The following is a 21,022-nucleotide window of genomic DNA, read 5'->3' on the forward strand; positions in this document are numbered from 1 at the left end:
TCCGTACACACGGCGGGGACCCCGGTCGACCCCGACGGCGGCGAAAAGTGATCGATCCGGCAATAAAGCCCGCATCCGTGGTGAACGTGTTCTCGTTCCGTAGACTCGGTCGAGATGTCTGAGCCGGACCTAGCAGCACCGACCCGCCCACGCCACAAAGTGCACGCCTACGTCGACGTCGCCGTGGTGGTGATCGTCCTGGCGGGCACCAATCTCATCGCACATTTCACCACCGCGTGGGCGAGCATCGTGACGGTGCCGGTCTCGGCGCTCGTGCTGCTCGCACTGGTCCGCAGGCGTGGTCTCGGCTGGTCGGAACTGGGCCTTTCGCCCCGGAACTGGCGGCGCGGTTCGCTCTACGCGCTCGGCGCGGTGGCGTTGGTCCTCGCGGTCGTCGCGATCGGGGCGGCACTACCGCTCACGCGGCCGTTCTTCCTGGCCGATCGCTATGCGACCATCTCCGGCGCGTTGATCGCCTCCATGATCGTCATCCCGTTGCAGACCGTGATCCCCGAGGAACTGGCCTTCCGTGGCGTGCTGTACGGCACACTCGACCGCGCGTACGGTGCGCGCGGCGTCTTCGCGGCGGGCTCCCTGCTGTTCGGCCTCTGGCACATCGCGTCGTCCCTCGGTCTCACCTCCGGCAATCGCGGCTTGAGCGCATTCGTCGGCGGCGGCGTGACCGGCCAGATCGTCGGCATCCTGCTCGCCGTTCTCGCGACAGCCGCGGCGGGCGTGGTGTTCACCTGGCTGCGCCACCGCAGCGGCAGCCTGCTCGCCCCGATAGCCCTGCACTGGTCGGTCAACGGCGCGGGAGCCCTGGCCGCCGCCATCGTCTGGCACACGCTGAACTAGTTTCCAGCGCCTGCGGCGCTGGGTGTCGCGGCCCCCTTATGGCCGCGAACGGCGCATGCTCGGTCTCGCTTCGCTCGAAAGACGCGGTCGGGTGCGCTGGGCGCGGGTGTCGAACCTCGCTACCCGATGCGCGCGGTTTGTCGCGGCTGACAGTTCGCTCCGTGACCGAGATCGCAGCAGCCGGGTCAGCATCCGCCCCGACTCGACGCTGTCGCTTTCTTCGTTATGTATGCGGCGCCCGTGTGAACTCGAGCCGTGCCGCGGCGGCTGCCCGTCTCCTTCGCTCGACAGTCGCTGGTTTCGGCCAAGCCATGGGCGGGCGGCATCCCGAAACCGAGAAATTCGCGCGATAGCCATGCGCACATTCGAACTGAGTTTCGACACGCGGAGAGCGCCGATAAAAGTGCCGCTCATCCGGATATTCGGGCCAGACCGCGAATTTCGGCAGCTCGGCGTGTCGCCCTCAGGCGGGCGCGCATCGCATTGACCACGGGCGGAGCTCGGTTTAATCTCACTCCGATCACACATATGTTCGAGCGATCATGTCTCCACCACTCGACATGAGACCTGCTCTTGGGAAGGCTCGCGATGCCCGACGAATCCTCGAACGATAGTTCCGAGATTGCCGCGCTGGCACAGCAAGTCGAGACCGCGCGCGGCAAACTGCCCCTGCAGCTCGATCCGGCGCTGCTGGAGGTGCTGTCCGAACGCGAGATCGCCGCGGAGCGCGAGCTGGCGGAATGGATTCGCGCGCGCCGCCGCGAGCAGCGGCGACGGGCCATCGAGGCGGAACTGGCCACCGAACGGCGCGACCGGAAGTCGTCCGCGGCGTTGCGCCGCTCGGAGGAGGCCGACGCCCGCTGGCATCGGCGCGCACTGGCGGCGCGGCGTCGGGCGTCGAGCCAGGACGCGCGCCTGGCGCAGCTCTACCGGCGGGCGGAGTGGTCGTCGCGCGCCTTGATCGCCGTCGTCGTGCTCGGCATGGTGTGGGCCGGTGTCAACGTGCAGCACAATCTGGTACCCAGCGGCGACATGGCCGATCCGCTGTACTGGTTGAGCTACGGCATCGAGGCGATGATCTCGATCCCGATCATCACCATCATGGTGGCGGCGACGACCGCGGCGCGATGGGGCCGGGAGCTGGCGCGCGGCAAGGTGATCTTCTTCGAGGCGGCGCTGCTCGGCACGACCGTCGCACTGAACACGGGACCGCATCTCGCCGCGGGCGACCTCGGCCGCGCCGCCGAATACGCGATCGCTCCGGTGATGGTCGGCGTCGTGATCTGGTTGCACGCCTGGGTTTCCGCGCGGTACGCGGTGCTGATCGACGGCGCGCCGGTGATCGATCCCGACCCGCGAACGATCCGCATCGATGCGCGACTCGCCACGGGCATGCAGGCGGAAGCGAGTAGTCGCCCCTCGCTCGACGCAGCGGCGAACAGCGGCCGATTTCCCTGGGAAACCTATGCAGGCGTGACCGGTGGCCGCGAGGCGCACCACGACGCGAATCACGGAGCGCAGACCGATCATCGGGGCGGTGCCGACCTCCATCACGCCGGGAGTGAAGCCTCGACCCACCACGCTGTCCCGACCGAAATGACGGGCACTCGTCCCGCAGAACGCCTCGACGAGTTCAGCTCGGCCGCACCGACCATGCCTGTCCCGGCACGCGTCGATACCGCAAAGTCGGCGACCAATGGTCACGCGGTCGGATCGCGGATCAACGGCCACCCCATCACTGTCGACCGCGTCGCGTCCACCGCGGCGGCCCCTGGCAACGGCGAAGTGCGCGAGGGCTTCAGCACTTCGGGCCTCGCCGATACTCGCACGGCCAACGGTCACGCGGTCGATACGCCGATCAACGGCCACCCCGTCGACGGTGCCCCACTCGCGGGTGCGAATCCTGTGCACAGCGAAGTGGGCGAGAACTTCACTACCTCGGGTTCCGCCGACGAGCGCCCGGCCAACGGCCACGCGGTCTATACCGGCATGAACGGTGTCGCATTCCCGCACACGACGAACGGCCACCCCGTCGAACCCACCGTCAATGGCCACACCCGCGGCGACTTGTCCGTGAACGGCCACATCCTGCCGATCGACGGCAAGGCCAGCCGGACACCTGTCAACGGGAACGGGCACCCGCGCATCAACGGACGTACCTTGCGCCCGGCCACCAACGGTCACACGGTGCCGACCCCCGCTGAGGGCACTGAGCGGCATCCGCGAGTCAATGGAAAGACCTTCCGCCCCGGCACCGACGATGACACCACCGAGTTCCCGGCGACCGGAGACGCTCGAGTCAACGGGCACGACACTGTTACAACCGCCAATGGTCACGCCGCCGGGACGCCCACAGGCATCAACGCGCACGCGCTTCCGGTCGACCGGCACACCGCCCCCGCCACTGAAGACCACACGGACACCGTCGCTCCCCATGGAAGCCCGGTTCCGTCTGCCACCAACGGCCGCGAGTTGACGACTTCCCCGACACATCCGGATTCATCTGCCGCCCAGTACGTCTCGCAAGTGCAGTCGGACGGACGTTCGGCCCGGTCGGCCGATCCCGAAGCAGCGCAGCCTTCACCGGCCGACTTCGAGCACGGAACGCCGAGCCGAGTGCGAACGCGTGCGTCCGATATCCGTGAACCGCGCCCCGAACCCGCGCAACCTGCACAACAGATTTCGCTGGACGGACTCGAGTTCGACGAGCGTCCCTTCCCTCAGACGAACAGTGCGACGCCGCCACTTCCGCCCGCCGGTCGAGGCGAACGCTCGGCCGATCGCGTGCATCGAGGAGACGACGCCGCCCGGCGTCCCGGCTCCACCGAACCGATGCACACACAGTCCCCCGCAATCGCCGACACCGCCGCACAGGTGCACCCCAACGCCACCGCCCCGCGCGCGGCGAAACGCGGAAAGTCGATGTCCGCAGAGCAGAACGACCACTCCGCCGACGCGGAGAGCGAACAACTGGCCCTCGAGGAAACCCCCGAGCTTTCGCCCCTCCCCATCGCATCGATGCCGATCCTCGAGGACGACGACGAGGACGACGAATTCCCCACCGAGCCGGAGGAAGCCGACACCGACGACGACGAAATCTCCGCGATCGCACGAGCCATCACCGACCGCCACCTGTCCGACCTCCCGATCGAGGAGGTCAGAGAGATCCTGACCCTCGCCGATCAGGGCGGCTCGACCCCCGCCATCGCGAACGAACTCGGCGTCCCCCGCTCCGCGGTCACCCGCGTCCTGGACTCCGCCATCAAAGTCCACCGCCCCTACGCGACCATCGGCTGAGCACCGCCGCTCCGAGCGGCTAACGATGGCGCAAAAGCTGGGAAGGCAGGCGCGCCACCATCGAGACGCGGACAGGTCGGCGTGATCGGCCAACGGGTGCAGCGATGAAATCGGCCCAGGCGTCGGCGGTCAACTCGAGATGCGGGCTTCGATGCCGTCGAGTAGGAAGTCGAGGCCCATGCGGAAGGTTTGGTCGGCGTCGAGGTGGGCGGCGTCGCGTACGACCGTCTCCAGCGCGGGGAATCGGCCGGTCGCGAAGGCTCGCTCCAGATAAGGGCCGAAGGCGATCTGCCACTGGTGCTCGTCCATCCCGGTGGCCCGCTCGGCGCGCCGGTCGGCGATCTCCCGGCGCACCGCGCCGATCACGTACGCGTTGACCGCGGCGACCACCGGCATGGCCATGTCCACGTCGACGCCGCCCAGTGCCGCCAGCACGGCCTCCCCTCTGGCCATCGCGTGCGGCCCGAGCTGCGGCCGCCCACCGAGCAGGTCGGCGAACCATTCGTGCTGGTGAGCTGCTTGCCGGGTGGTTTCGGCAAGGGAGCGCAGCACCTCCCGCCAACCGTCTCCGGCCGGCTGGATCTCGGCGTAGACCGCGTCGACCATCAAATCGAGCAACTCGTCCTTGGTGGCGATGTAGCCGTACAGCCGCATCGGCCCGACGTCCAGCGCGGCGGCGACCTTGCGCAGCGACACCGCCGCCAAGCCGTCCGCGTCGGCCAGCCGGATCGCCGCTCGCACGATCCGCTCCCGGCTCAACGGGGCCGGCACCGGTCGATTCGGTGGCTCCGGTCGCTCCCACACCAACATGCCGCTGACACTACATCGCATGGTTCGATACAGTGTATTGATGAATACGGTGTATCGGAGGCAATCATGACCATCACCATCGTCGGGGCCGGACTCGGCGGCCTGGCCCTTGCCCGAGTGCTGCACGTGAACGGCATCGAGGCCGTCGTGTACGAACGCGAAGCCTCCCGCGAGGCTCGCGGCCAGGGCGGCATGCTCGACATCCACTCCGGCCAGCGGGCGCTACGCGAGGCCGGACTGATCGACCAGTTCCACTCGATCGCCCGTGGTGAAGGCCAAGACATGCGCCTGCTCGAGCCGGACGGCACCCTGCTGCTCCAGGAGGACACCCCCGACGACGCCCCGCTCGATCGACCCGAGGTCGACCGCGCCGATCTGCGCAACCTGCTGCTGGATTCCCTTCCCGAAGGCGTGGTGCGCTGGGGGCACGCGTTCGAATCCGCCGACAACGGCCTACTCCACTTCGCCGACGGCAGCACTGCGACGTATGACCTGCTGGTCGGCGCGGACGGCGCACAGTCCCGGGTCCGCGCGCTGCTCACCGACGCCCGCCCGGCGCATATCGGCCAGAACGTCGTCGAGCTCGGCATTCCCGACATCGACCGCACCCATCCCGACCTCGCGGCGATGGTCGGCCGCGGCAACTACTGGGTGCTCGGCAACGGACTGTCCCTGGCGGCACAGCGCAACGGCGACGGCCGCGTTCGCATCGGCCTCAGCTTCTACAACACCGGCGAGGACTGGTTCACTACCAGCGGGATCCCGTTCGACGACCCGGCCGCCGCCCGGGCGCGGCTGATCGACCTGCTCCCCGGCTGGGACGCACGATTCACCGCGCTGATCGCGGCCTGCGACGACACCGTCGTACCGCGGTCGATCACCAGTCTCCCGATCGGCCTGACCTGGCCGTCGAGGCCGGACGTCACGCTGCTCGGCGACGCCGCGCACCTGATGCCGCCGGTGGGCGAGGGCGCCAACATGGCCCTGCTCGACGGCGCCGTGCTCGGCCTCGCACTGGCCGCACGCCCGGACGACTTCCCCTCCGCCGTAAAAGAATACGAACGCGAGATGTTCGAACGCACCAGCGCCGCCGCCCGGATGTCCGCACGGATACAGGAACTCCTGACATCGCCGGACGCCAGCCGGAGAATGCTCGAGTTCTTCCAACCGGGCTGAAGGTATCCGAATACGGCGCTCATGGTTTCCGCCATTCGTCCGACGCGCGGCGCACGCCGCGCTCGCTCAGGTAGCGCTCAGCGGACACCCTACGCGGGCATGGCGGTTCACAGTTCTGGTGGATCTTCATCAGGCCACGCGCGTGTTTCTCGTCCGCGGGCAGGTTGCCGTCCTCACAGTAGTCCTGCACCCAGGAACCCCGAGTCGTCATCGCTGCTCGCCCTCCCGCCGCGCGAAGATCTCACGCGCCGGTACGGATTCGTCCGGTTCGTCGCCGAGATCGAGTAGCCAGGGCAGCACCCAGAACACGAGAATCAGCAATCCGCCGACAGCGGCTATGACGATCAGGACAGTTGCGAGTTCTGCGGTCATTCGGTGACCTTTCGGCACGTCGTGGGTGGTTGGTTGGCACCCGGCGCCGGGGATTCAGGACTCGACCCGACGCCGGGGCCTGCGGATACTTTGTCCTCGACGAACTCATGCGAAGCGGCACATCGTGTGTCACCGTGGAGGTATGGACGATGCCGGGATCGGGGAACGCACCGCCAGGGCGCGCAAGCTCACCCGGCTCACACAGCAACAGCTCGCCCAGCAGGCGAACGTGTCGGTGTCGCTGTTGCGCAAGGTCGAGCGAGGCGCACGCCCAGCCTCGCCCGCGTTCATCGCGGCCGTGGCCGGGGCACTCAGGGTCGACATCGAGGATCTGACCGGGCAGCCCTACATCCCGGCGCGCGACGATGCCGGAGCGCATGCCACCATCCGCGAGCTGCGCCGAAAAATTCTGGCGTTCAACGACGAGCCACTGAATGCGCCGACCACCCTGGAACAGCTGACCACGGCACTGCATCGGGTACAGGCGAGCAGACGACGCGGCCGGTACGGCGACCACACCGCCGAACTGCCGGACGTAATACACGGTTTGCACGCGCTTGCCGCTGACGAGCCATCCGGGCACCGTTTGGAGAGGATCTATTCGACGCTCGCCTACGCATACAACAGTGCGTCATCGATCGCCTACCGCTACGGCTACCTCGACCTCGCCGGACTGGCCGCCGAACGATGCGTGTGGGCCGCCGAACGCAGCGCTGACCCCGCGTGGCCGATCGCGGCGGAATACCATCGCGCGCTGATCCTGCTGTACTCCGGCGCGTATGCCGGTGGACTGCGGATCATCGAGCGCGCACACGCAGCCAGTGAGCAACTACCTGCGACGCCGGAAGTCCTCGCGGTGCGGGGCGCGTTGCACCTGCGGGCGTCGATACTGTCTGCCCGTGCGCTCGACGCCGACACCGCCGACACGCATCTTCGAGAAGCGCGCCGGATCGGCGAGACGATCAACTCCGACCGGTATCAGGAGTACGGAACCGGGTTCCATCTGCCGAACGTCGCTATTCACTCCGTCGCCGTCCCGGTCGAGTTGTGCGATGGCACAACCGCCGTCGCACGCGCCGAGCAGATTCGGCTACCGGCATCGGTCACGCCATCCCGCGCTGGACATCACTGGATCGACGTATCCCGCGCGTGGTTACTCCACGGCGACAAGCAGCGTGCCCTCGCCAGTCTCGACCAGGCGCGCCGGATCGCACCGGGGCTGACACGCAACCACCCCCAGGTCCACGAGACCGTCCGCGTACTCGCCAATGCCCGGCGCGGAACCGACTCCCTGGCCCGGTTCGCGAAGTGGGCCAACGTCAAGATTTGAGTCTCGTACGAAGCCATAGCCACGGCCGACCACGCGACGCAGTGCGGTTGGTCAGCGGCCGAGGCGCGGGCGGCGGCCGAGCAGGAACGTGAGGCCGCTCGCAGAGCCCTGGACGCGGCCGCGGGACGCGCGGCGTTCAGAGAGAGCTGGACGAGAAGGGGCGTCGTCGGAGGTGGCGAGACTCCTGCGGTTGATGCGGCGCATCACCCGTGAGCGGCGGTTATTCGCCGCCTTGGCATGAGGATCGAGCGTGGCGGCACCGGACAGGGTCTGGACCGCACGCACGGAGTTTCCCGCGCCCGGTGACCGTCCGGTCACGACGTGCGTTCTTCGTGCGGAAAAGGCTGTGCGCCCGATGAATCGGGCGCACAGCTCTATTCCGGTTCACTCATCCGCGGTGTCCGCGAGTTCCGGTCCCGCTCAGCTCTCGCCGACCGAAGTGCCGACGACCTCGCGAGACTCCGGTCCAGAGCCCTCCGGCTTCTCGTCCCCATGCCCCGGCCACCACGCCTTGTGCCCGATGAGCGCCGTGAGCGCGGGCGTGAAGAACATCGCCATGACGAAAGCCGCGATCGCGATGCCCACCGAGATGGCGAAGCCCATCTGTGCGAGAACGTTGTTGCCCGCCAGCATCATCGATGCGAAGGTGCCTGCCAGGATCACCCCGGCCGCCGCGATGGTGGGGCCGGTGTGCCGCACGGCCAGCGCCGCGGCCTGTTTCGGTTCGTTGCCCTCGCGCGCTTCTTCCCGCAACCGGGCGACCATGAGGATGTTGTAGTCGGTCCCCAGCGCGACCACGAACAGGTACATGATCACCGGCAGCGTGAAGATCAGACCGGTCTCGCCCCGGAAGTGCTGGAACACCAGCACCGCGGCACCGAGCGTGGCGGCGAAGCCGAGGAACACCGAGGCCATCAGGTACCACGGCGCGACCAGGCTACGCAGCAGCAACCCCAGCACGATCATGATCAGGATCGCCGCCACCGGGAACACGATCGCGTAGTCACGCGCCATCGCTTCCTGGAAGTCGACGAAGACCGAGGTCAGACCACCGACGGCGGCGGTGGCACCGGCGGGCGCCGCGGAATGCGCGACATCGCGCAACGGTCCCTTGACGGTGTCCAGCGCGGCGTCCGACTCCGGCGCGGCAGAGAGCGTCACCGCGAAGTCGGCGATCGACTTGTCCGCGGACAACTTCGGCTCCGCCACCTGTCCCACTCCCGGCACCGCGGCCAGCGCGGCGCGGTAGGCGGCGAGTTGATCGACCGCCAATTCACCACCGCCGGACTGCAACAGGACATCCGAAGGCTGGGTCGTCCCCGCGGGCAGGCCCTTGACCAATTCCTTGCTGTAGACAACGGATTCGGAGGCCTCCGAAGTTTGCCCCGAGCTGAGGTCGAACGTGGGGTGGAAACCCAAGGCGAAGATCCCGAGCACGACCAGCAAACCGCCGGAGACCGCGGCGAACACAGCGGGCCGCCGGCCGAGCGCACTGCCGATCGCGGTGAATCGCGCACCCTTCGGTTCGATGCGCCACGCCTTGGACGGCCAGAACACCTTGGTGCCCAGCAGCGAGACCACCGCAGGCACCAGCGTCAGCCCCGCCGCCAGCGCGACCGCCACCGCGATCGCCAGCGCCGGGCCCATGGCGCGGAACATGCCGAGCGTGGACAGCACCAGTGCCATGAACGCGATGATCACCGCGCCCGCCGCCGACGTGATCGCCTCACCCACCCGGGTGACGGCGTTGACCATGGCGGTCTTCGGATCCTCGCCCGCGCGCAGCCGCTCGCGATAGCGGAACATCAGGAACAGGATGTAGTCGGTGCCGACACCGAACAGCACCACCACCAGAATGGCATTGATCGATGCGTCGATCTGCAGGTCGAAGGCCTTGGCCACCACGGCGATCAACCCACTCACCATGCTGGAGATCGCGCCGATCACGACGATCGGCAGCAACGCGATCACCGGGCTGCGGAAGATGACCAGCAACAGCACCAGGATCAGCACGACGGTGGCGATACCGACGATGGCCAGCCCCTTGTCGCCCGATTCCCGCTGATCCAGCACCTGCGCCGCCTGGCCGGTGATGCCCGCCTTCAGCTCGGTGTTCGCGACGCGCGCGGTCAGCTCCTTGCGCAGCGCCTTGACCGCGTCGCCTTGGGTGGTGTCGTTCGGATTCGTCACCTTCGTCATCTGCACCGCGATGATCTGGACCAGGCGGTTCTCCGACGGCGGCGTCGGTTGCATCCCGATGACGTCCTTGACCCGCGCGTCGCGCAGCTCATTGCCGATCGAGACGACCGAAGCGGCGTCCGCACCGGTCAACGGCGTGCCGTCCTTCCGGGCGAACACGATGATCGCCGCGGGAGCGGAGCTGTCCGGGAAAGCCTTCTGCTGCAACTCCAATGCCTGAATGGACTCGTAATGCGAAGGCAGGAAGGCTGATTGGTCTGTAGTGGATTTCAGTTCCGGCGCCGCGGCCACCACCGCGATGGCGAGCAGCACCCACAGGCCGATCACCTTCCACGGATTGTGGACGACCACGGCCCCCAGTCGTGCGAACATCTGCGAATAGATCCTTTCCGGATGTGGAAAAGCGGCGGTATCTCAGATCTGCAGGTCCTGCGAGTTCGGGTGCTCGGCCACGTCGACGACAGTCCGGTAGATGTGCTCCGGAATCCGGCCCCGCAACTCGGCGGGCGAGTCCACGATCTCCACCGTGTAGTCACCCCATTCGCGCTCGCCACTGCCGGGCCGCAGCAGCTCGCGCCAGTTCTTCCATTCGGTCCAGTCGATCGCGACGGACATTTCGCGCCAGTCCGATTCCCGGCGGTGCACCACGAATTTGCCTTTCCGGCTCACGTAGACCCGCACGACGTTCATCCCGACCTTGCCGTATTCGCGGGATTCGCCGAGCAGTCTGCCGAAGAACCGCTGCTGACGCCCGCCGCCCGGACCCACGCGCAACACGATTTGGCGCAGGTCGTCCACGTCGCCCGGCTCGGCCGATTCCTTCACGATGCTGACGCCGCAGGCCTGCTCCTCGACAGTGTCCACGCCGCTCAGGTTGTTCGGATCAGTGGTCATGATTTCCCCGTTTCATAGATCAGTGCGCATGCAGGCATGCGTCTATCGTCGACCGGCCCACCCCGAATCCGCCTCTACCGGTGCGGATTCGATGTTCCCAGAAAGCCCGGGCCGCCGTCTCACTATAAGTAGATGTATACGTATAGCGCAAGGCCCCGCGTGACCGCCGGTCCCACCTGGCGCGGCGAGCCTTCGCTCAGCTGATCGATCTGTTCCGCTTGCGCACCGCGCATCGCCTCTCCGTCCTCCGGCGACCGCATGGTTCAGGCCCTACCATCACGGTGTGCGCGTTCTCGTCACCGGAGCGAACGGCTATCTGGGCCAGGCGGTCGTAAAACTGCTGGCTGGAGCCGGGCACGAGCCGATCGCGATGGTTCGCGACTGCGGTTCGCCTCTGCGGGTGACGACTCGGGTCGCCGACCTGCTGGATGAGGACGGGCTTCGGAAAGCTGTGGACGGCGTGGAGGCGGTGTGCCATCTCGGTGGGCTTACTCGGGCGCGCGAGTCGGTGGCCGATCCGCTGCGGTACTTCCGCGTCAATACCGGCGGGACCGTCGCATTGCTGGACGCCATGGCCGCCGCCGGAATATCGCGGCTCGTCTTCGCTTCGACCGGCTCGATATACGGAACTCCCGAACGACAGCCGATGACAGAGCGTCTACCCGACGCGCCCCCGCACCCGTACGCGGCGAGCAAGCTGGCCGCCGAGTGGGCGATCGGCGCGCAGGCGGGCACCGGTCGCTTGTCCGCTACCGTGCTGCGCTTGATGAACGTGGCCGGCGGCGCGGATCCCGATCCGACGCGCTTGATTCCCCGAGCATTCACCGCCGCGAGGAATGGCTCGGCTCTGGAAGTCAACGGCGACGGCAGCGCTGTCCGCGACTATCTGCATATCGACGACGCCGCAGCGGCTTTCGTCGCGGGTATCGAGAACATGCCGCCGAAAGGCGAATTCAGGCGCTTTCTCATCGGCAGCGGCCGCGGCAGCAGCATTCTCGACGTCGTGGCCGCGGTCGAGCGGCGGACCGGACGTCGAATTCAGCTGAACCATCGGCCACCGGCGCCCGAACCGGCCGCCCTGATCAGCGACCCGGCCAAGGCTATGGCCGAATTACCCTGGCGTCCAGCGCAGTCCGATCTGGAAACCATCGTGTGCGACACACGGCACCGGGGTGACCTCAGCCGGTGAGTCCGGCCTGGCCGAGCAGATAAGCGGTCAGCGGACCGTAGTAGTCGGGATGGACTCCGTCATCGAGTGGCACCGTGACCGCGATCTTCCCCTCCGCTTGCCCGGCGAACAGTGCGGGGTCGTTGCTGTCGGCGAATCCCACGGTCTCGATGCCCGCCTCCCCTGCCGCACCGGCCCAGCCGTGGTCGGCGACGACCAGGTCGGGCCATTGGCCGGTTTCGGCCTCGCGCAACTCCCGCAGGGCCGCCCGCATCGGATGCGGGTCATGAGTGTGTCGCAGCGTGCCGTCGGTGCCCAGCGCGGCAACTCCTGAGGTGTAGACGATCTCGCGATGCTGCGGGCCCCATGGCGTGGTCACCCGATAGGACCACCCGGCAGCCGGCACGAGCACCACGCATCCTGCCGCACGTAACGCGTCCTCGACAGCGCGATAGACGCCCATGAGTGTGTCCGGATGCCCGGTCGCCAGGATCACCGTCTCCCGACGACGAGCGGCGAGCCCGATCCGCGCACCCATCGCGTCGAGCGCGTCGAGCGTCAGGTCGACGTCGATGGTGTCCGGACCCCGCAGATGCCGAGGGTCGGGGCTGACCCCGCACAGACGCGCCATCATCTCCAGCGTCTCGGCGAAGGTCCAATCCTTCAGCGTCAGCCCGAACTGATACCCGGGGTCCTTCGCCACCATCTTGCGATAGTTCGCGAGATTCCCCTCCCGAGGCGTCGCGACATCACCCGCTATCCGCGTTTTCAGCAGATGTTCCCGCAGCAGCGCTCGATCATAGGTCTGTTCAGATCGACTCACATTCCCCACCGCTCATCCTCCGCATCGGCCGTCGGCGCCACCTATCGCAGTTCCGGTCAGGCCAGGAGTCCGCCGGTTTGCTCGATCGCCACCCGCAACACGACAGTACCCATGCAGGGTGGACGGCAAGAGAATTCCTCAGACGCGCCCGGATACGGCGAAGGCCCGCCTCCGAGAACGGGAAGCGGGCCTTCGGGTTTCACGCCGTGCCGGAGAGGCTTACTTGGCCTTCTCCAGGACCTCGACCAGACGCCAGCGCTTGGTGGCCGACAGCGGACGGGTCTCCATCAGCTGAACGCGGTCGCCGATGCCCGCGACCTCGTTCTCGTCGTGCGCCTTCACCTTCGAGGTGGTGCGAATGATCTTGCCGTAGAGCGGGTGCCGGTTGCGGTCTTCCAGCTCGACGACGATCGTCTTGTTCATCTTGTCCGAGACAACGTAGCCGACCCGCACCTTACGGGTACCGCGCTGCCCTTCTGCTTTGTCGCTCATGCGGCATCTCCCTTGCCAGCGGGTCCGGTGGCCAGACCGAGCTCGCGCTCACGCATGACCGTGTAGATGCGCGCGATCTCGTGACGGACGACGCGCAGACGACGGTTGTTGTCCAGCTGACCCGTCGCCATCTGGAAGCGCAGGTTGAACAGCTCTTCCTTGGAGTCGCGCAGCTTGGCCACCAACTCCTCTTCGGTGAGCTCGCGGAGCTCTGCGGCCGGTGTTCCGGTAGCCATCAGAACTGCTCCTCCCTGGTCACGATCCTGCACTTCATCGGGAGCTTGTGCATCGCGCGGCGCAGGGCCTCACGAGCGGTCTCCTCGTTCGGGTAGCTCATCTCGAACATCACGCGACCGGGCTTGACGTTCGCGACCCACCACTCCGGCGAACCCTTACCGGAACCCATGCGGGTCTCGGCGGGCTTCTTGGTCAGCGGGCGATCCGGGTAGATGTTGATCCAGATCTTGCCGCCACGGCGGATATGGCGAGTCATCGCGATACGCGCCGACTCGATCTGCCGGTTGGTGACGTAGGCCGGCTCCAGCGCCTGGATGCCGAATTCGCCGAACGCCACCGAGGTGCCGCCCTTGGCCGTACCGGAACGGCCAGGGTGGTGCTGCTTGCGGTGCTTCACCTTGCGAGGCATCAGCATGCGTCAGCCCTCCTGTGTCTCTGCCGGGGCGTCGGCCACCGCGGTGGCGGCGCGCCCGGCCTCGGTGCTGGTCGCGGTGGTGCCGGTGGAACCGGACCGACGCGGGCGGCTCGGCCGCTCCCGGCGCGGACGCTCGGGCGCGGCGGCAGCGGCGGCCAGCTCACGCTTGCCACCGACGATGTCGCCCTTGTAGATCCAGACCTTCACGCCGATGCGACCGAAGGTGGTCCTGGCCTCGTAGAGGCCGTAGTCGACGTCGGCGCGCAGCGTGTGCAGCGGCACCCGACCTTCGCGGTAGAACTCCGAGCGCGACATTTCCGCGCCGCCGAGGCGGCCCGAGCACTGCACACGGATGCCCTTGACGTTCGGCGAACGCATGGCCGACTGGATGGCCTTGCGCATCGCGCGACGGAACGCCACACGGTTGGACAGCTGCTCGGCGACGGCCTGGGCGACCAGCTGCGCATCCGACTCGGGGTTCTTGACCTCGAGGATGTTCAGCTGCACCTGCTTGCCGGTCAGCTTCTCCAGCTCGGCGCGGATGCGGTCGGCCTCGGCGCCGCGGCGGCCGATCACGATGCCGGGCCGCGCGGTGTGGATGTCCACCCGCACGCGGTCACGGGTGCGCTCGATCTCGACCTTGGAGATGCCCGCCCGCTCCATGCCGGTGGCCAGCAGCTTGCGGATCGCGACGTCTTCCTTCACGTAGTCCGCGTACTGCTTGTCCGCGTACCAACGTGACTTCCAGTCGGTGGTGATACCGAGGCGGAAGCCGTGGGGGTTGATCTTCTGTCCCATTTACTTTGCCCCTCCCTTCCGGCGGTTACGAGTGGCTCCACCGGCGGTGGGGATGCTCTCGACCTCGATGGTGATGTGGCTGGTGCGCTTGCGGATGCGGAACGCACGGCCCTGGGCACGCGGCTGGAACCGCTTCAGGGTGGCACCCTCGTCGACGTAGGCCGTCGAGATCACCAGCGTGGCCGGGTTCAGGCCGAGGTTGTTCTCGGCGTTGGCCGCGGCGCTCGCGACGACCTTGGCGACCGGCTCGCTCGCGGCCTGAGGCGCGAACTTCAGCAGGGCGAGGGCGTCCTCGACACGCTTGCCGCGGACCAGGTCCACGACACGGCGTGCCTTCATCGGGGTGACGCGAACGTGCTTGGCGGTCGCGCGCGCAGTCGGGTTCTGAGTCTCAGTCGTCGTCATCGCCGCTTGCTCTTCCGGTCTTCCTTGACGTGGCTCTTGAACGTCCTGGTCGGCGCGAACTCACCGAGCTTGTGCCCGACCATGTTGTCCGAGATGAACACCGGCACGTGCTTGCGGCCGTCGTGCACCGCGAACGTGTGACCGATGAAATCGGGGATGATGGTCGAACGACGCGACCAGGTCTTGATGACCTGCTTGGTGCCCTTCTCGTTCTGCACGTCCACCTTCGCGAGGAGGTGGTCGTCGACGAACGGGCCTTTCTTGAGGCTGCGTGGCATTTCTTACCTCCTCCTTCAGCGCTTCTTGCCGGTCTTGCGGCGGCGGACGATGAGCTTGTCGCTCGGACGGTTGGGCTTGCGGGTGCGGCCTTCCGGCTGACCCCAGGGCGAGACCGGGTGGCGACCACCGGAGGTCTTGCCCTCACCACCACCATGCGGGTGGTCGACCGGGTTCATGACGACACCACGGACCGTGGGGCGGCGGCCCTTCCAGCGCATGCGGCCGGCCTTGCCCCAGTTGATGTTCGACTGCTCGGCGTTGCCGACCTCGCCGACGGTGGCGCGGCAGCGCACGTCGACGCGACGGATCTCACCGGAAGGCATACGCAGCGTGGCGTAGGGGCCTTCCTTACCCAGCAGCTGGATGCTCATGCCCGCCGAGCGGGCCAGCTTGGCGCCGCCGCCCGGACGCAGCTCCACCGCGTGGATCGTGGTACCGGTCGGGATGTTGCGCAGCGGCAGGTTGTTACCCGGCTTGATGTCGGCCGTCGGGCCGGACTCGATGCGGGTGCCCTGCGTCACGCCCTTGGGGGCGATGATGTAGCGCTTCTCGCCGTCCACGAAGTGCAGCAGCGCGATGTTCGCGGTGCGGTTCGGGTCGTACTCGATGTGCGCGACCTTGGCCGGGATCCCGTCCTTGTCCAGACGACGGAAGTCGATCAGACGGTAGGCGCGCTTGTGCCCGCCACCGCGGTGCCGGGTGGTGATCCGGCCGTGGGCGTTGCGGCCGCCGGACTTGGTCAGCGGGCGCAGCAGCGACTTCTCCGGGGTCGACCGGGTGATCTCGGCGAAGTCCGAGACGCTGGAGCCGCGGCGGCCCGGCGTAGTCGGCTTGTACTTACGGATTGCCATGAGTTCTTCTCTGCTTTCTGGATTCCCGGGCGCTTACGCGACCGGGCCTCCGAAGATCTCGATGGGCTTGCTGTCGGCCGAGATGGTCACGAGCGCGCGCTTGGTGTTCTTGCGCTTGCCGTAACCGAAGCGGGTCCGCTTGCGCTTGCCCTGACGGTTGGCGGTGTTGACGCTGGTCACCTTCACACCGAAGACCTTCTCCACGGCGATCTTGATCTGCGTCTTGTTCGAGTCCGGGTGCACCAGGAAGGTGTAGGTGCCTTCCTCGATCAGTCCGTAGGACTTCTCGGAGATGACCGGCGCCAGCAGAATGTCGCGGGGGTCGGCGATGGTGGTCACTTGCTCTCCTCCTGTGCAGCCTCGGCCGGGCCGTGCACGAACGCGTTGAGCGCCTCGACGCTGAACACCACGTCGTCGCTGTTGAGCACGTCGTAGGTGTTGAGCTGGTCCGGGGCGATCGGGTGCACGTTCTGCAGGTTCGCCACGCTCTTCCACGCGGCGACGTCCTCGCGGCCGACCACGACCAGGAGCTTCTTGCGGTCCGACAGCTCGGCCAGGAAGCTCTTGGCGGTCTTGGTGGACGGGGTCTGGCCCGCCACCAGTTCGGTGATCACGTGGATGCGCTCGTTGCGCGCCCGGTCGGACAGGGCGCCACGCAGGGCGGCGACCTTCATCTTCTTGGGCAGGCGCTGGGTGTAGTCGCGCGGCTGCGGGCCGTGCACGGTGCCACCGCCGGTGAACTGCGGCGCGCGGGTCGAACCCTGGCGGGCGCGACCGGTGCCCTTCTGCCGGTACGGCTTCTTGCCGCCGCCGGAGACCTGGCCACGGGTCTTGGTCGCGTGCGTGCCCTGGCGGGCCGCGGCCTGCTGAGCCACGACGACCTGGTGCATCAGCGCGATGTTGGCGGTCACGTCGAAGATCTCCGCGGGGAGGTCGACAGTGCCGTTGGTCTTGCCGCCGATCTCCTTGACCGGCAGCGTCAGGTTCGCCTTCTTCTCGAGGCTCGTCATGCGTGCGCACCACCCTTCACGGCGCTCTTGACGATCACGACGCCGCCCTTGCGACCCGGGATCGCTCCCTTGATCAGCAGCAGGCCGTTCTCGGCGTCGACCTTGTGCACCGACAGGTTCTGCGTGGTGACGCGGTCGTTACCCATCCGGCCCGACATGCGCATGCCCTTGAACACGCGGCCGGGGGTGGCGCAGCCACCGATCGAGCCCGGACGGCGGTGCACGGCCTGCGCACCGTGCGAGGCGCCCTGGCCACGGAAGCCGTGGCGCTTCATGGTGCCCGCGAAGCCCTTGCCCTTGCTGGTGCCGGTGACGTCGACGTAGCTGCCCTCTTCGAACACCTCGGCGCTGATCTCCTGGCCGACCTCGAAGGTGGAGGCGTCCGCGACGCGGATCTCGGCGACGTGGCGGCGCGGCGTGACACCGGCCTTGGTGAACTGGCCGGAGACCGGCTTGGTCACCTTGCGCGGATCGATGGCGCCGAAGGCGACCTGGACGGCGCTGTAGCCGTCGCGCTCCACGGTGCGGATCTGGGTGACGACGTTCGGCCCGGCCTTGATGACGGTCACGGGAACGACGCGGTTGTTGTCGTCGAAGACCTGGGTCATGCCGAGCTTGGTGCCCAGGATGCCGGCGGCCGGCCTGTTCTTGTTGTCAGTCATGTCTCGAGTCCCCGTCACTGAATGTTGACGTCGACGCTGGCCGGCAGGTCGATGCGCATGAGCGCGTCCACCGTCTTCGGCGTCGGGTCGAGGATGTCGATAAGCCGCTTGTGCGTACGCATCTCGAAGTGCTCGCGCGAGTCCTTGTACTTGTGCGGCGAACGGATGACGCAGTACACGTTCTTCTCGGTCGGCAACGGCACCGGGCCGACGACGCGTGCCCCGGTGCGGGTCACCGTCTCCACGATCTTGCGCGCCGATGCGTCGATCGCCTCGTGGTCATAGGCCTTGAGCCTGATGCGGATCTTTTGTCCCGCCACGCTAAGTGTCCTTTTCTCCGCTTTCCTTCGTGGTCCGGAAGCCCGGCTATACCAGTCCTCTGGACCACCCTCATTTGCACAGCCCGAACACACGAAGACGTCTCAGTGGAGACCCTGACCGGGCACGCCCGATCTCGCCGCTGTTCATCTGTCATGGTTCTCCGGTACACGCGGTCGGGCGTGTCGCCCGTCCGCTCATTCCTCGGCCTCGGATCGCAATGCATCTCAGGCCTGGAACACTGTCCCGGACGTACCCACGCCAGAAACCCGGCGAGGTACTCGATGGGGTACTGCTCGCCCCGCCCGACCAGCTGTTTCACCTGGAAACAGACACGGCCCGGTGCAAGGCAACCCGAACAGTATGCACGATCCCCGCGAGTCACTTCAAATCGGTGGGGCTGGCCACGAACTTACTTTTGAGTAAGATACGCCGCATGGCAAAAGAGACCGTGACCTATCGCGGCTGGAAGAAGCTGCCGGACAACCGGCTGGGGCATGCCCTGTTCTCGCTCGGGATGGTGGCGCGGGTGCCCTACTTCGGCACCGTGTTGCCGAACGTGGTCCGGCTCGAACCGGGGTTGTGCGAGGTCACCTCGCCGAAGTGGTTCGGCATCCACAACCATCTGGGCACCTTCCACGCGATCGCGGCGTGCAATCTGGCCGAGGTCGCGATGGGCATGCTCAGCGAGGCGACCGTGCCCGCGACGCACCGATGGATCCCCAAGGCGATGAACGTGCGATATCTGGCGAAAGCCGAGACCGGGCTGCGGGCCGTCGCGCAACTGGCCGAGATCCCCGACTTCGCGAGCATCACCGAGGGGCGCGAGCTGGTGGTGCCGGTGTCGATCTACGACAAGCACGGCGTGGAAGTGGTGCACGCGGACATCACCACCTGGGTCACACCGAAGTAGCCGGCCTCCGCGAGCCGCGCGCGTCCGGTCTCGCGAAAGCTGTCCGTGGTTCGACCGGGGCCGGAACCGATGCGTCGCCCGCGACGAGTCGCCCCTGATCGATGTGCAGGATGTTCTCCGCGCATCCGGCGAGATCGTCGGCGAGACAAGCAGAAACGACGATCGTCATGTCCTGGCGCGCGAGAGCTCGCAGCATTCCGGCCAGATAGCGACGCCCGTCGTGGTCCAAGTCGGCCATCGGGTTGTCCAGAACGAGTGCCGTCGTACCCGCGGCCAGCGCTCTGGCCAGGCCGAGCCACTTCTTGCCACTCCGGGACAGACGGAGCACAGGTGTGGAAGCGGAGTCCGCCAAACGCGCGAGATGCATTGCCCGATCGACCAGTTCATCGGCCACGTCCGCGCTGTGGCCCGCGATCTTCGCGGAGAACCGCACGACCTCCGCGACCGACCAGGTCTCGCCGCTCTCGTACACGTCGGGGACCCAGCCGACCCGGGAGCGGACCACCCATGGCTCTGCGCTCGGATCCGCGTCCTCCACGCGGAGCCACCCTCGGTGTGGCCGCAACCGGCCGGCGAGCATCGACAACAGCGTCGTCTTGCCCGCGCCGTTCGGCCCGACGACCGCGGTGACCCGGCCCGCGGGGGCGCGGAAGGTCACGTCGTCGATCACCGCGACTCCGGCGAATTCGCGGCGCAGCCCGCTACAAGTAATGCCGAGACTCACCGAGGTTCTCCATCTTCGTGATCCGGTCCGGCCAGGGTGCGCTCAGCAGGGCAACGTTCGCCGATCCCCGGCGAGCGCGGAGAGAACGGCCGCGGTGGCGCGTTGGTCTTCCAGCATGCCGCTGTGGTCGGCCGCGTCGGCAGGACATCCGTCCTGCAGCCACACGTTGCGGTCGGCCGGGCCGGGCGCGGCGAGCAGGGCGGTGTCCTGCGGCGTGATCACCTGGTCGGCGCGGGAGGCGATGGCCGTGTACCGGAGACCGGGCACGGTCTCGCCTCCCGTGTTCAGCCGGTTCAGCAGTGGTGACCCGGCCACCTGCTGCTGGCCCGGAGTCCCGAAGACCTGGGCCGCGATCTGCGCGTCGCCCAGGCCGAGCGCGGCCAGGTCCGGATAGCTGCCGCGCAACCCGGCCCAGGTCGAGCCGCGATACGGCGTGCCGAGAGTCACCACTTGGGACACCGCCTCCGCGCCGCGGGCGCGCAGATACTGCCGGATCACCGTGCCGCCGGTGGAGTGGCCGACCAGCGCCACCCGGCTCGCGCCCGTCGTCTCCCGCACCGCCCGCACGACTTCGGCGAGCTCGCCCGCCATTCGATCGATGTCGGCCACGCCGTAGACGACACGTCCCAGCAGTGCGGCGCCGATCGGCCCGACGCCGGTGGAGCTGGAGCCGGTCTGCCCGCTCACCGCGTCGACGACACCCGGCGCGGCGCCGAGATTCGCGGCGAACACGCAATGTCCCTCGGCCCGGATGGCCGGCGCGAGCAGGGGGAAGCTGCGGCCGATATCGGTGCCCGAGCCGTGCACGAGCACCACCGGCTCCGGTCGCGCCGGTGTCGGCTTGCAGGCCCAGTCGTTGGCGCCGTCCAGCGCCGGTGTCTCCGGGGCGGCGGCCGCGGTCGGCGCATGGCACAGCGCCACACAGGCAGCGGCCATCATGAGGCCGACGACGCGCGCGGCCCGAGTGCGAACAGTCATTTCGAATTCCCGCGGA

At 67.7% G+C, this 21,022-nt stretch carries 25 protein-coding genes; 6 read left to right on the forward strand and 19 right to left on the reverse strand.

Annotation, left to right across the window (positions count from 1 at the left end):
- The first annotated feature begins 114 nt into the window (after positions 1-114).
- Together ABZ824_RS21010 and ABZ824_RS21015 are read left to right on the forward strand one after the other, a co-directional pair.
- Positions 115-855, forward strand: a complete 741-nt coding sequence (locus ABZ824_RS21010) for a CPBP family intramembrane glutamic endopeptidase (protein ID WP_356964850.1) — start codon at positions 115-117, stop codon at positions 853-855.
- 588 nt (positions 856-1,443) lie between these two features.
- Positions 1,444-4,152, forward strand: a complete 2,709-nt coding sequence (locus ABZ824_RS21015; RefSeq protein WP_356964852.1) for a hypothetical protein — start codon at positions 1,444-1,446, stop codon at positions 4,150-4,152.
- Positions 4,153-4,281: 129 nt separating this feature from the next.
- On the opposite strand, the gene ABZ824_RS21020 is transcribed toward ABZ824_RS21015, so the two are convergent.
- Positions 4,282-4,923 (reverse strand): TetR/AcrR family transcriptional regulator C-terminal domain-containing protein, encoded by a 642-nt coding sequence (locus ABZ824_RS21020; RefSeq protein ID WP_356964854.1) that lies wholly within the window; start codon positions 4,921-4,923, stop codon positions 4,282-4,284.
- Between the two features lie 105 nt (positions 4,924-5,028).
- On the opposite strand from ABZ824_RS21020, the gene ABZ824_RS21025 reads away from it, so the two are divergent.
- On the forward strand, positions 5,029-6,138 hold the full coding sequence (locus ABZ824_RS21025) for an FAD-dependent monooxygenase (RefSeq protein WP_356964856.1): 1,110 nt from the start codon (positions 5,029-5,031) through the stop codon (positions 6,136-6,138).
- Positions 6,139-6,157: 19 nt separating this feature from the next.
- Here ABZ824_RS21025 and ABZ824_RS21030 read toward each other — a convergent pair whose 3' ends face one another.
- Together ABZ824_RS21030 and ABZ824_RS21035 are read right to left on the reverse strand one after the other, a co-directional pair.
- Positions 6,158-6,349, reverse strand: coding sequence for a hypothetical protein (locus ABZ824_RS21030; protein ID WP_356964858.1), 192 nt, complete (start codon positions 6,347-6,349; stop codon positions 6,158-6,160).
- Positions 6,346-6,510 carry a hypothetical protein gene (locus ABZ824_RS21035; protein WP_356964860.1) on the reverse strand — a complete coding sequence of 55 codons (165 nt, stop codon included), beginning with the start codon at positions 6,508-6,510 and terminating at the stop codon, positions 6,346-6,348. Before ABZ824_RS21035 ends, ABZ824_RS21030 begins: the two co-directional genes overlap by 4 nt.
- A gap of 142 nt (positions 6,511-6,652) precedes the next feature.
- Here ABZ824_RS21035 and ABZ824_RS21040 point away from each other — a divergent pair, with 142 nt between their 5' ends.
- Positions 6,653-7,840 (forward strand): helix-turn-helix domain-containing protein, encoded by a 1,188-nt coding sequence (locus ABZ824_RS21040; protein ID WP_356964862.1) that lies wholly within the window; start codon positions 6,653-6,655, stop codon positions 7,838-7,840.
- Positions 7,841-8,260: 420 nt separating this feature from the next.
- Here the strand turns inward: ABZ824_RS21040 and ABZ824_RS21045 are convergent, their stop codons facing one another.
- Both ABZ824_RS21045 and ABZ824_RS21050 read right to left on the reverse strand, forming a co-directional pair.
- A complete protein-coding gene (locus ABZ824_RS21045; RefSeq protein ID WP_356964864.1) occupies positions 8,261-10,411 on the reverse strand; it encodes an MMPL family transporter in 2,151 nt (716 codons plus the stop codon).
- A 42-nt stretch (positions 10,412-10,453) separates the two neighbouring features.
- Complete coding sequence (locus ABZ824_RS21050) at positions 10,454-10,933, reverse strand: EXLDI protein (protein WP_356964866.1); 480 nt, start codon at positions 10,931-10,933, stop codon at positions 10,454-10,456.
- Between the two features lie 283 nt (positions 10,934-11,216).
- On the opposite strand from ABZ824_RS21050, the gene ABZ824_RS21055 reads away from it, so the two are divergent.
- Entirely contained in the window at positions 11,217-12,122 is a 906-nt protein-coding gene (locus tag ABZ824_RS21055; RefSeq protein WP_356964868.1) for an NAD-dependent epimerase/dehydratase family protein, read from the forward strand.
- Here ABZ824_RS21055 and ABZ824_RS21060 read toward each other — a convergent pair.
- The 12 genes from ABZ824_RS21060 to rpsJ all read right to left on the reverse strand — a co-directional run bounded on the left by ABZ824_RS21060 (position 12,112) and on the right by rpsJ (position 18,393).
- Complete coding sequence (locus ABZ824_RS21060; RefSeq protein ID WP_356964870.1) at positions 12,112-12,924, reverse strand: phosphatase; 813 nt, start codon at positions 12,922-12,924, stop codon at positions 12,112-12,114. The two genes, ABZ824_RS21055 and ABZ824_RS21060, sit on opposite strands and share 11 nt — an antisense overlap.
- A gap of 219 nt (positions 12,925-13,143) precedes the next feature.
- On the reverse strand, positions 13,144-13,416 hold the full coding sequence (gene rpsQ, locus ABZ824_RS21065) for a 30S ribosomal protein S17 (RefSeq protein ID WP_355076029.1): 273 nt from the start codon (positions 13,414-13,416) through the stop codon (positions 13,144-13,146).
- Complete coding sequence (gene rpmC / locus ABZ824_RS21070) at positions 13,413-13,652, reverse strand: 50S ribosomal protein L29 (protein WP_040864843.1); 240 nt, start codon at positions 13,650-13,652, stop codon at positions 13,413-13,415. The genes rpsQ and rpmC overlap by 4 nt, the downstream gene beginning before the upstream one ends.
- On the reverse strand, positions 13,652-14,068 hold the full coding sequence (gene rplP / locus ABZ824_RS21075; protein WP_039795447.1) for a 50S ribosomal protein L16: 417 nt from the start codon (positions 14,066-14,068) through the stop codon (positions 13,652-13,654). The genes rpmC and rplP overlap by 1 nt, the downstream gene beginning before the upstream one ends.
- A 3-nt stretch (positions 14,069-14,071) precedes the next feature.
- The gene (gene rpsC / locus ABZ824_RS21080) at positions 14,072-14,866 is read right to left on the reverse strand and encodes a 30S ribosomal protein S3 (RefSeq protein ID WP_039795445.1); all 795 of its coding nucleotides are present in this window, start codon (positions 14,864-14,866) and stop codon (positions 14,072-14,074) included.
- On the reverse strand, positions 14,867-15,271 hold the full coding sequence (rplV, locus tag ABZ824_RS21085) for a 50S ribosomal protein L22 (RefSeq protein WP_039795443.1): 405 nt from the start codon (positions 15,269-15,271) through the stop codon (positions 14,867-14,869).
- Entirely contained in the window at positions 15,268-15,549 is a 282-nt protein-coding gene (rpsS, locus tag ABZ824_RS21090; RefSeq protein WP_014981659.1) for a 30S ribosomal protein S19, read from the reverse strand. Before rpsS ends, rplV begins: the two co-directional genes overlap by 4 nt.
- 15 nt (positions 15,550-15,564) lie before the next feature.
- A complete protein-coding gene (gene rplB / locus ABZ824_RS21095) occupies positions 15,565-16,401 on the reverse strand; it encodes a 50S ribosomal protein L2 (RefSeq protein WP_039795441.1) in 837 nt (278 codons plus the stop codon).
- 33 nt (positions 16,402-16,434) lie between these two features.
- Positions 16,435-16,740 carry a 50S ribosomal protein L23 gene (gene rplW / locus ABZ824_RS21100; RefSeq protein WP_011207266.1) on the reverse strand — a complete coding sequence of 102 codons (306 nt, stop codon included), beginning with the start codon at positions 16,738-16,740 and terminating at the stop codon, positions 16,435-16,437.
- Positions 16,737-17,411, reverse strand: a complete 675-nt coding sequence (gene rplD / locus ABZ824_RS21105; RefSeq protein WP_039795438.1) for a 50S ribosomal protein L4 — start codon at positions 17,409-17,411, stop codon at positions 16,737-16,739. Before rplD ends, rplW begins: the two co-directional genes overlap by 4 nt.
- Positions 17,408-18,073, reverse strand: coding sequence for a 50S ribosomal protein L3 (gene rplC / locus ABZ824_RS21110; RefSeq protein WP_355076024.1), 666 nt, complete (start codon positions 18,071-18,073; stop codon positions 17,408-17,410). The genes rplD and rplC overlap by 4 nt, the downstream gene beginning before the upstream one ends.
- Before the next feature lie 14 nt (positions 18,074-18,087).
- Positions 18,088-18,393, reverse strand: coding sequence for a 30S ribosomal protein S10 (gene rpsJ, locus ABZ824_RS21115; RefSeq protein ID WP_003938093.1), 306 nt, complete (start codon positions 18,391-18,393; stop codon positions 18,088-18,090).
- 434 nt (positions 18,394-18,827) lie between these two features.
- On the opposite strand from rpsJ, the gene ABZ824_RS21120 reads away from it, so the two are divergent.
- Positions 18,828-19,304, forward strand: coding sequence for a hotdog fold domain-containing protein (locus tag ABZ824_RS21120; protein WP_356964871.1), 477 nt, complete (start codon positions 18,828-18,830; stop codon positions 19,302-19,304).
- On the opposite strand, the gene ABZ824_RS21125 is transcribed toward ABZ824_RS21120, so the two are convergent.
- Positions 19,291-20,028 (reverse strand): ABC transporter ATP-binding protein, encoded by a 738-nt coding sequence (locus ABZ824_RS21125; protein ID WP_356964872.1) that lies wholly within the window; start codon positions 20,026-20,028, stop codon positions 19,291-19,293. The genes ABZ824_RS21120 and ABZ824_RS21125 overlap by 14 nt on opposite strands.
- Before the next feature lie 42 nt (positions 20,029-20,070).
- Positions 20,071-21,006 carry an alpha/beta fold hydrolase gene (locus ABZ824_RS21130; RefSeq protein WP_356964873.1) on the reverse strand — a complete coding sequence of 312 codons (936 nt, stop codon included), beginning with the start codon at positions 21,004-21,006 and terminating at the stop codon, positions 20,071-20,073.
- Between the last annotated feature and the right edge of the window lie 16 nt (positions 21,007-21,022).

It is taken from the genome of Nocardia sp. NPDC047038, from assembly GCF_040644075.1.
Classification (GTDB): Bacteria; Actinomycetota; Actinomycetes; order Mycobacteriales; family Mycobacteriaceae; genus Nocardia; species Nocardia sichangensis.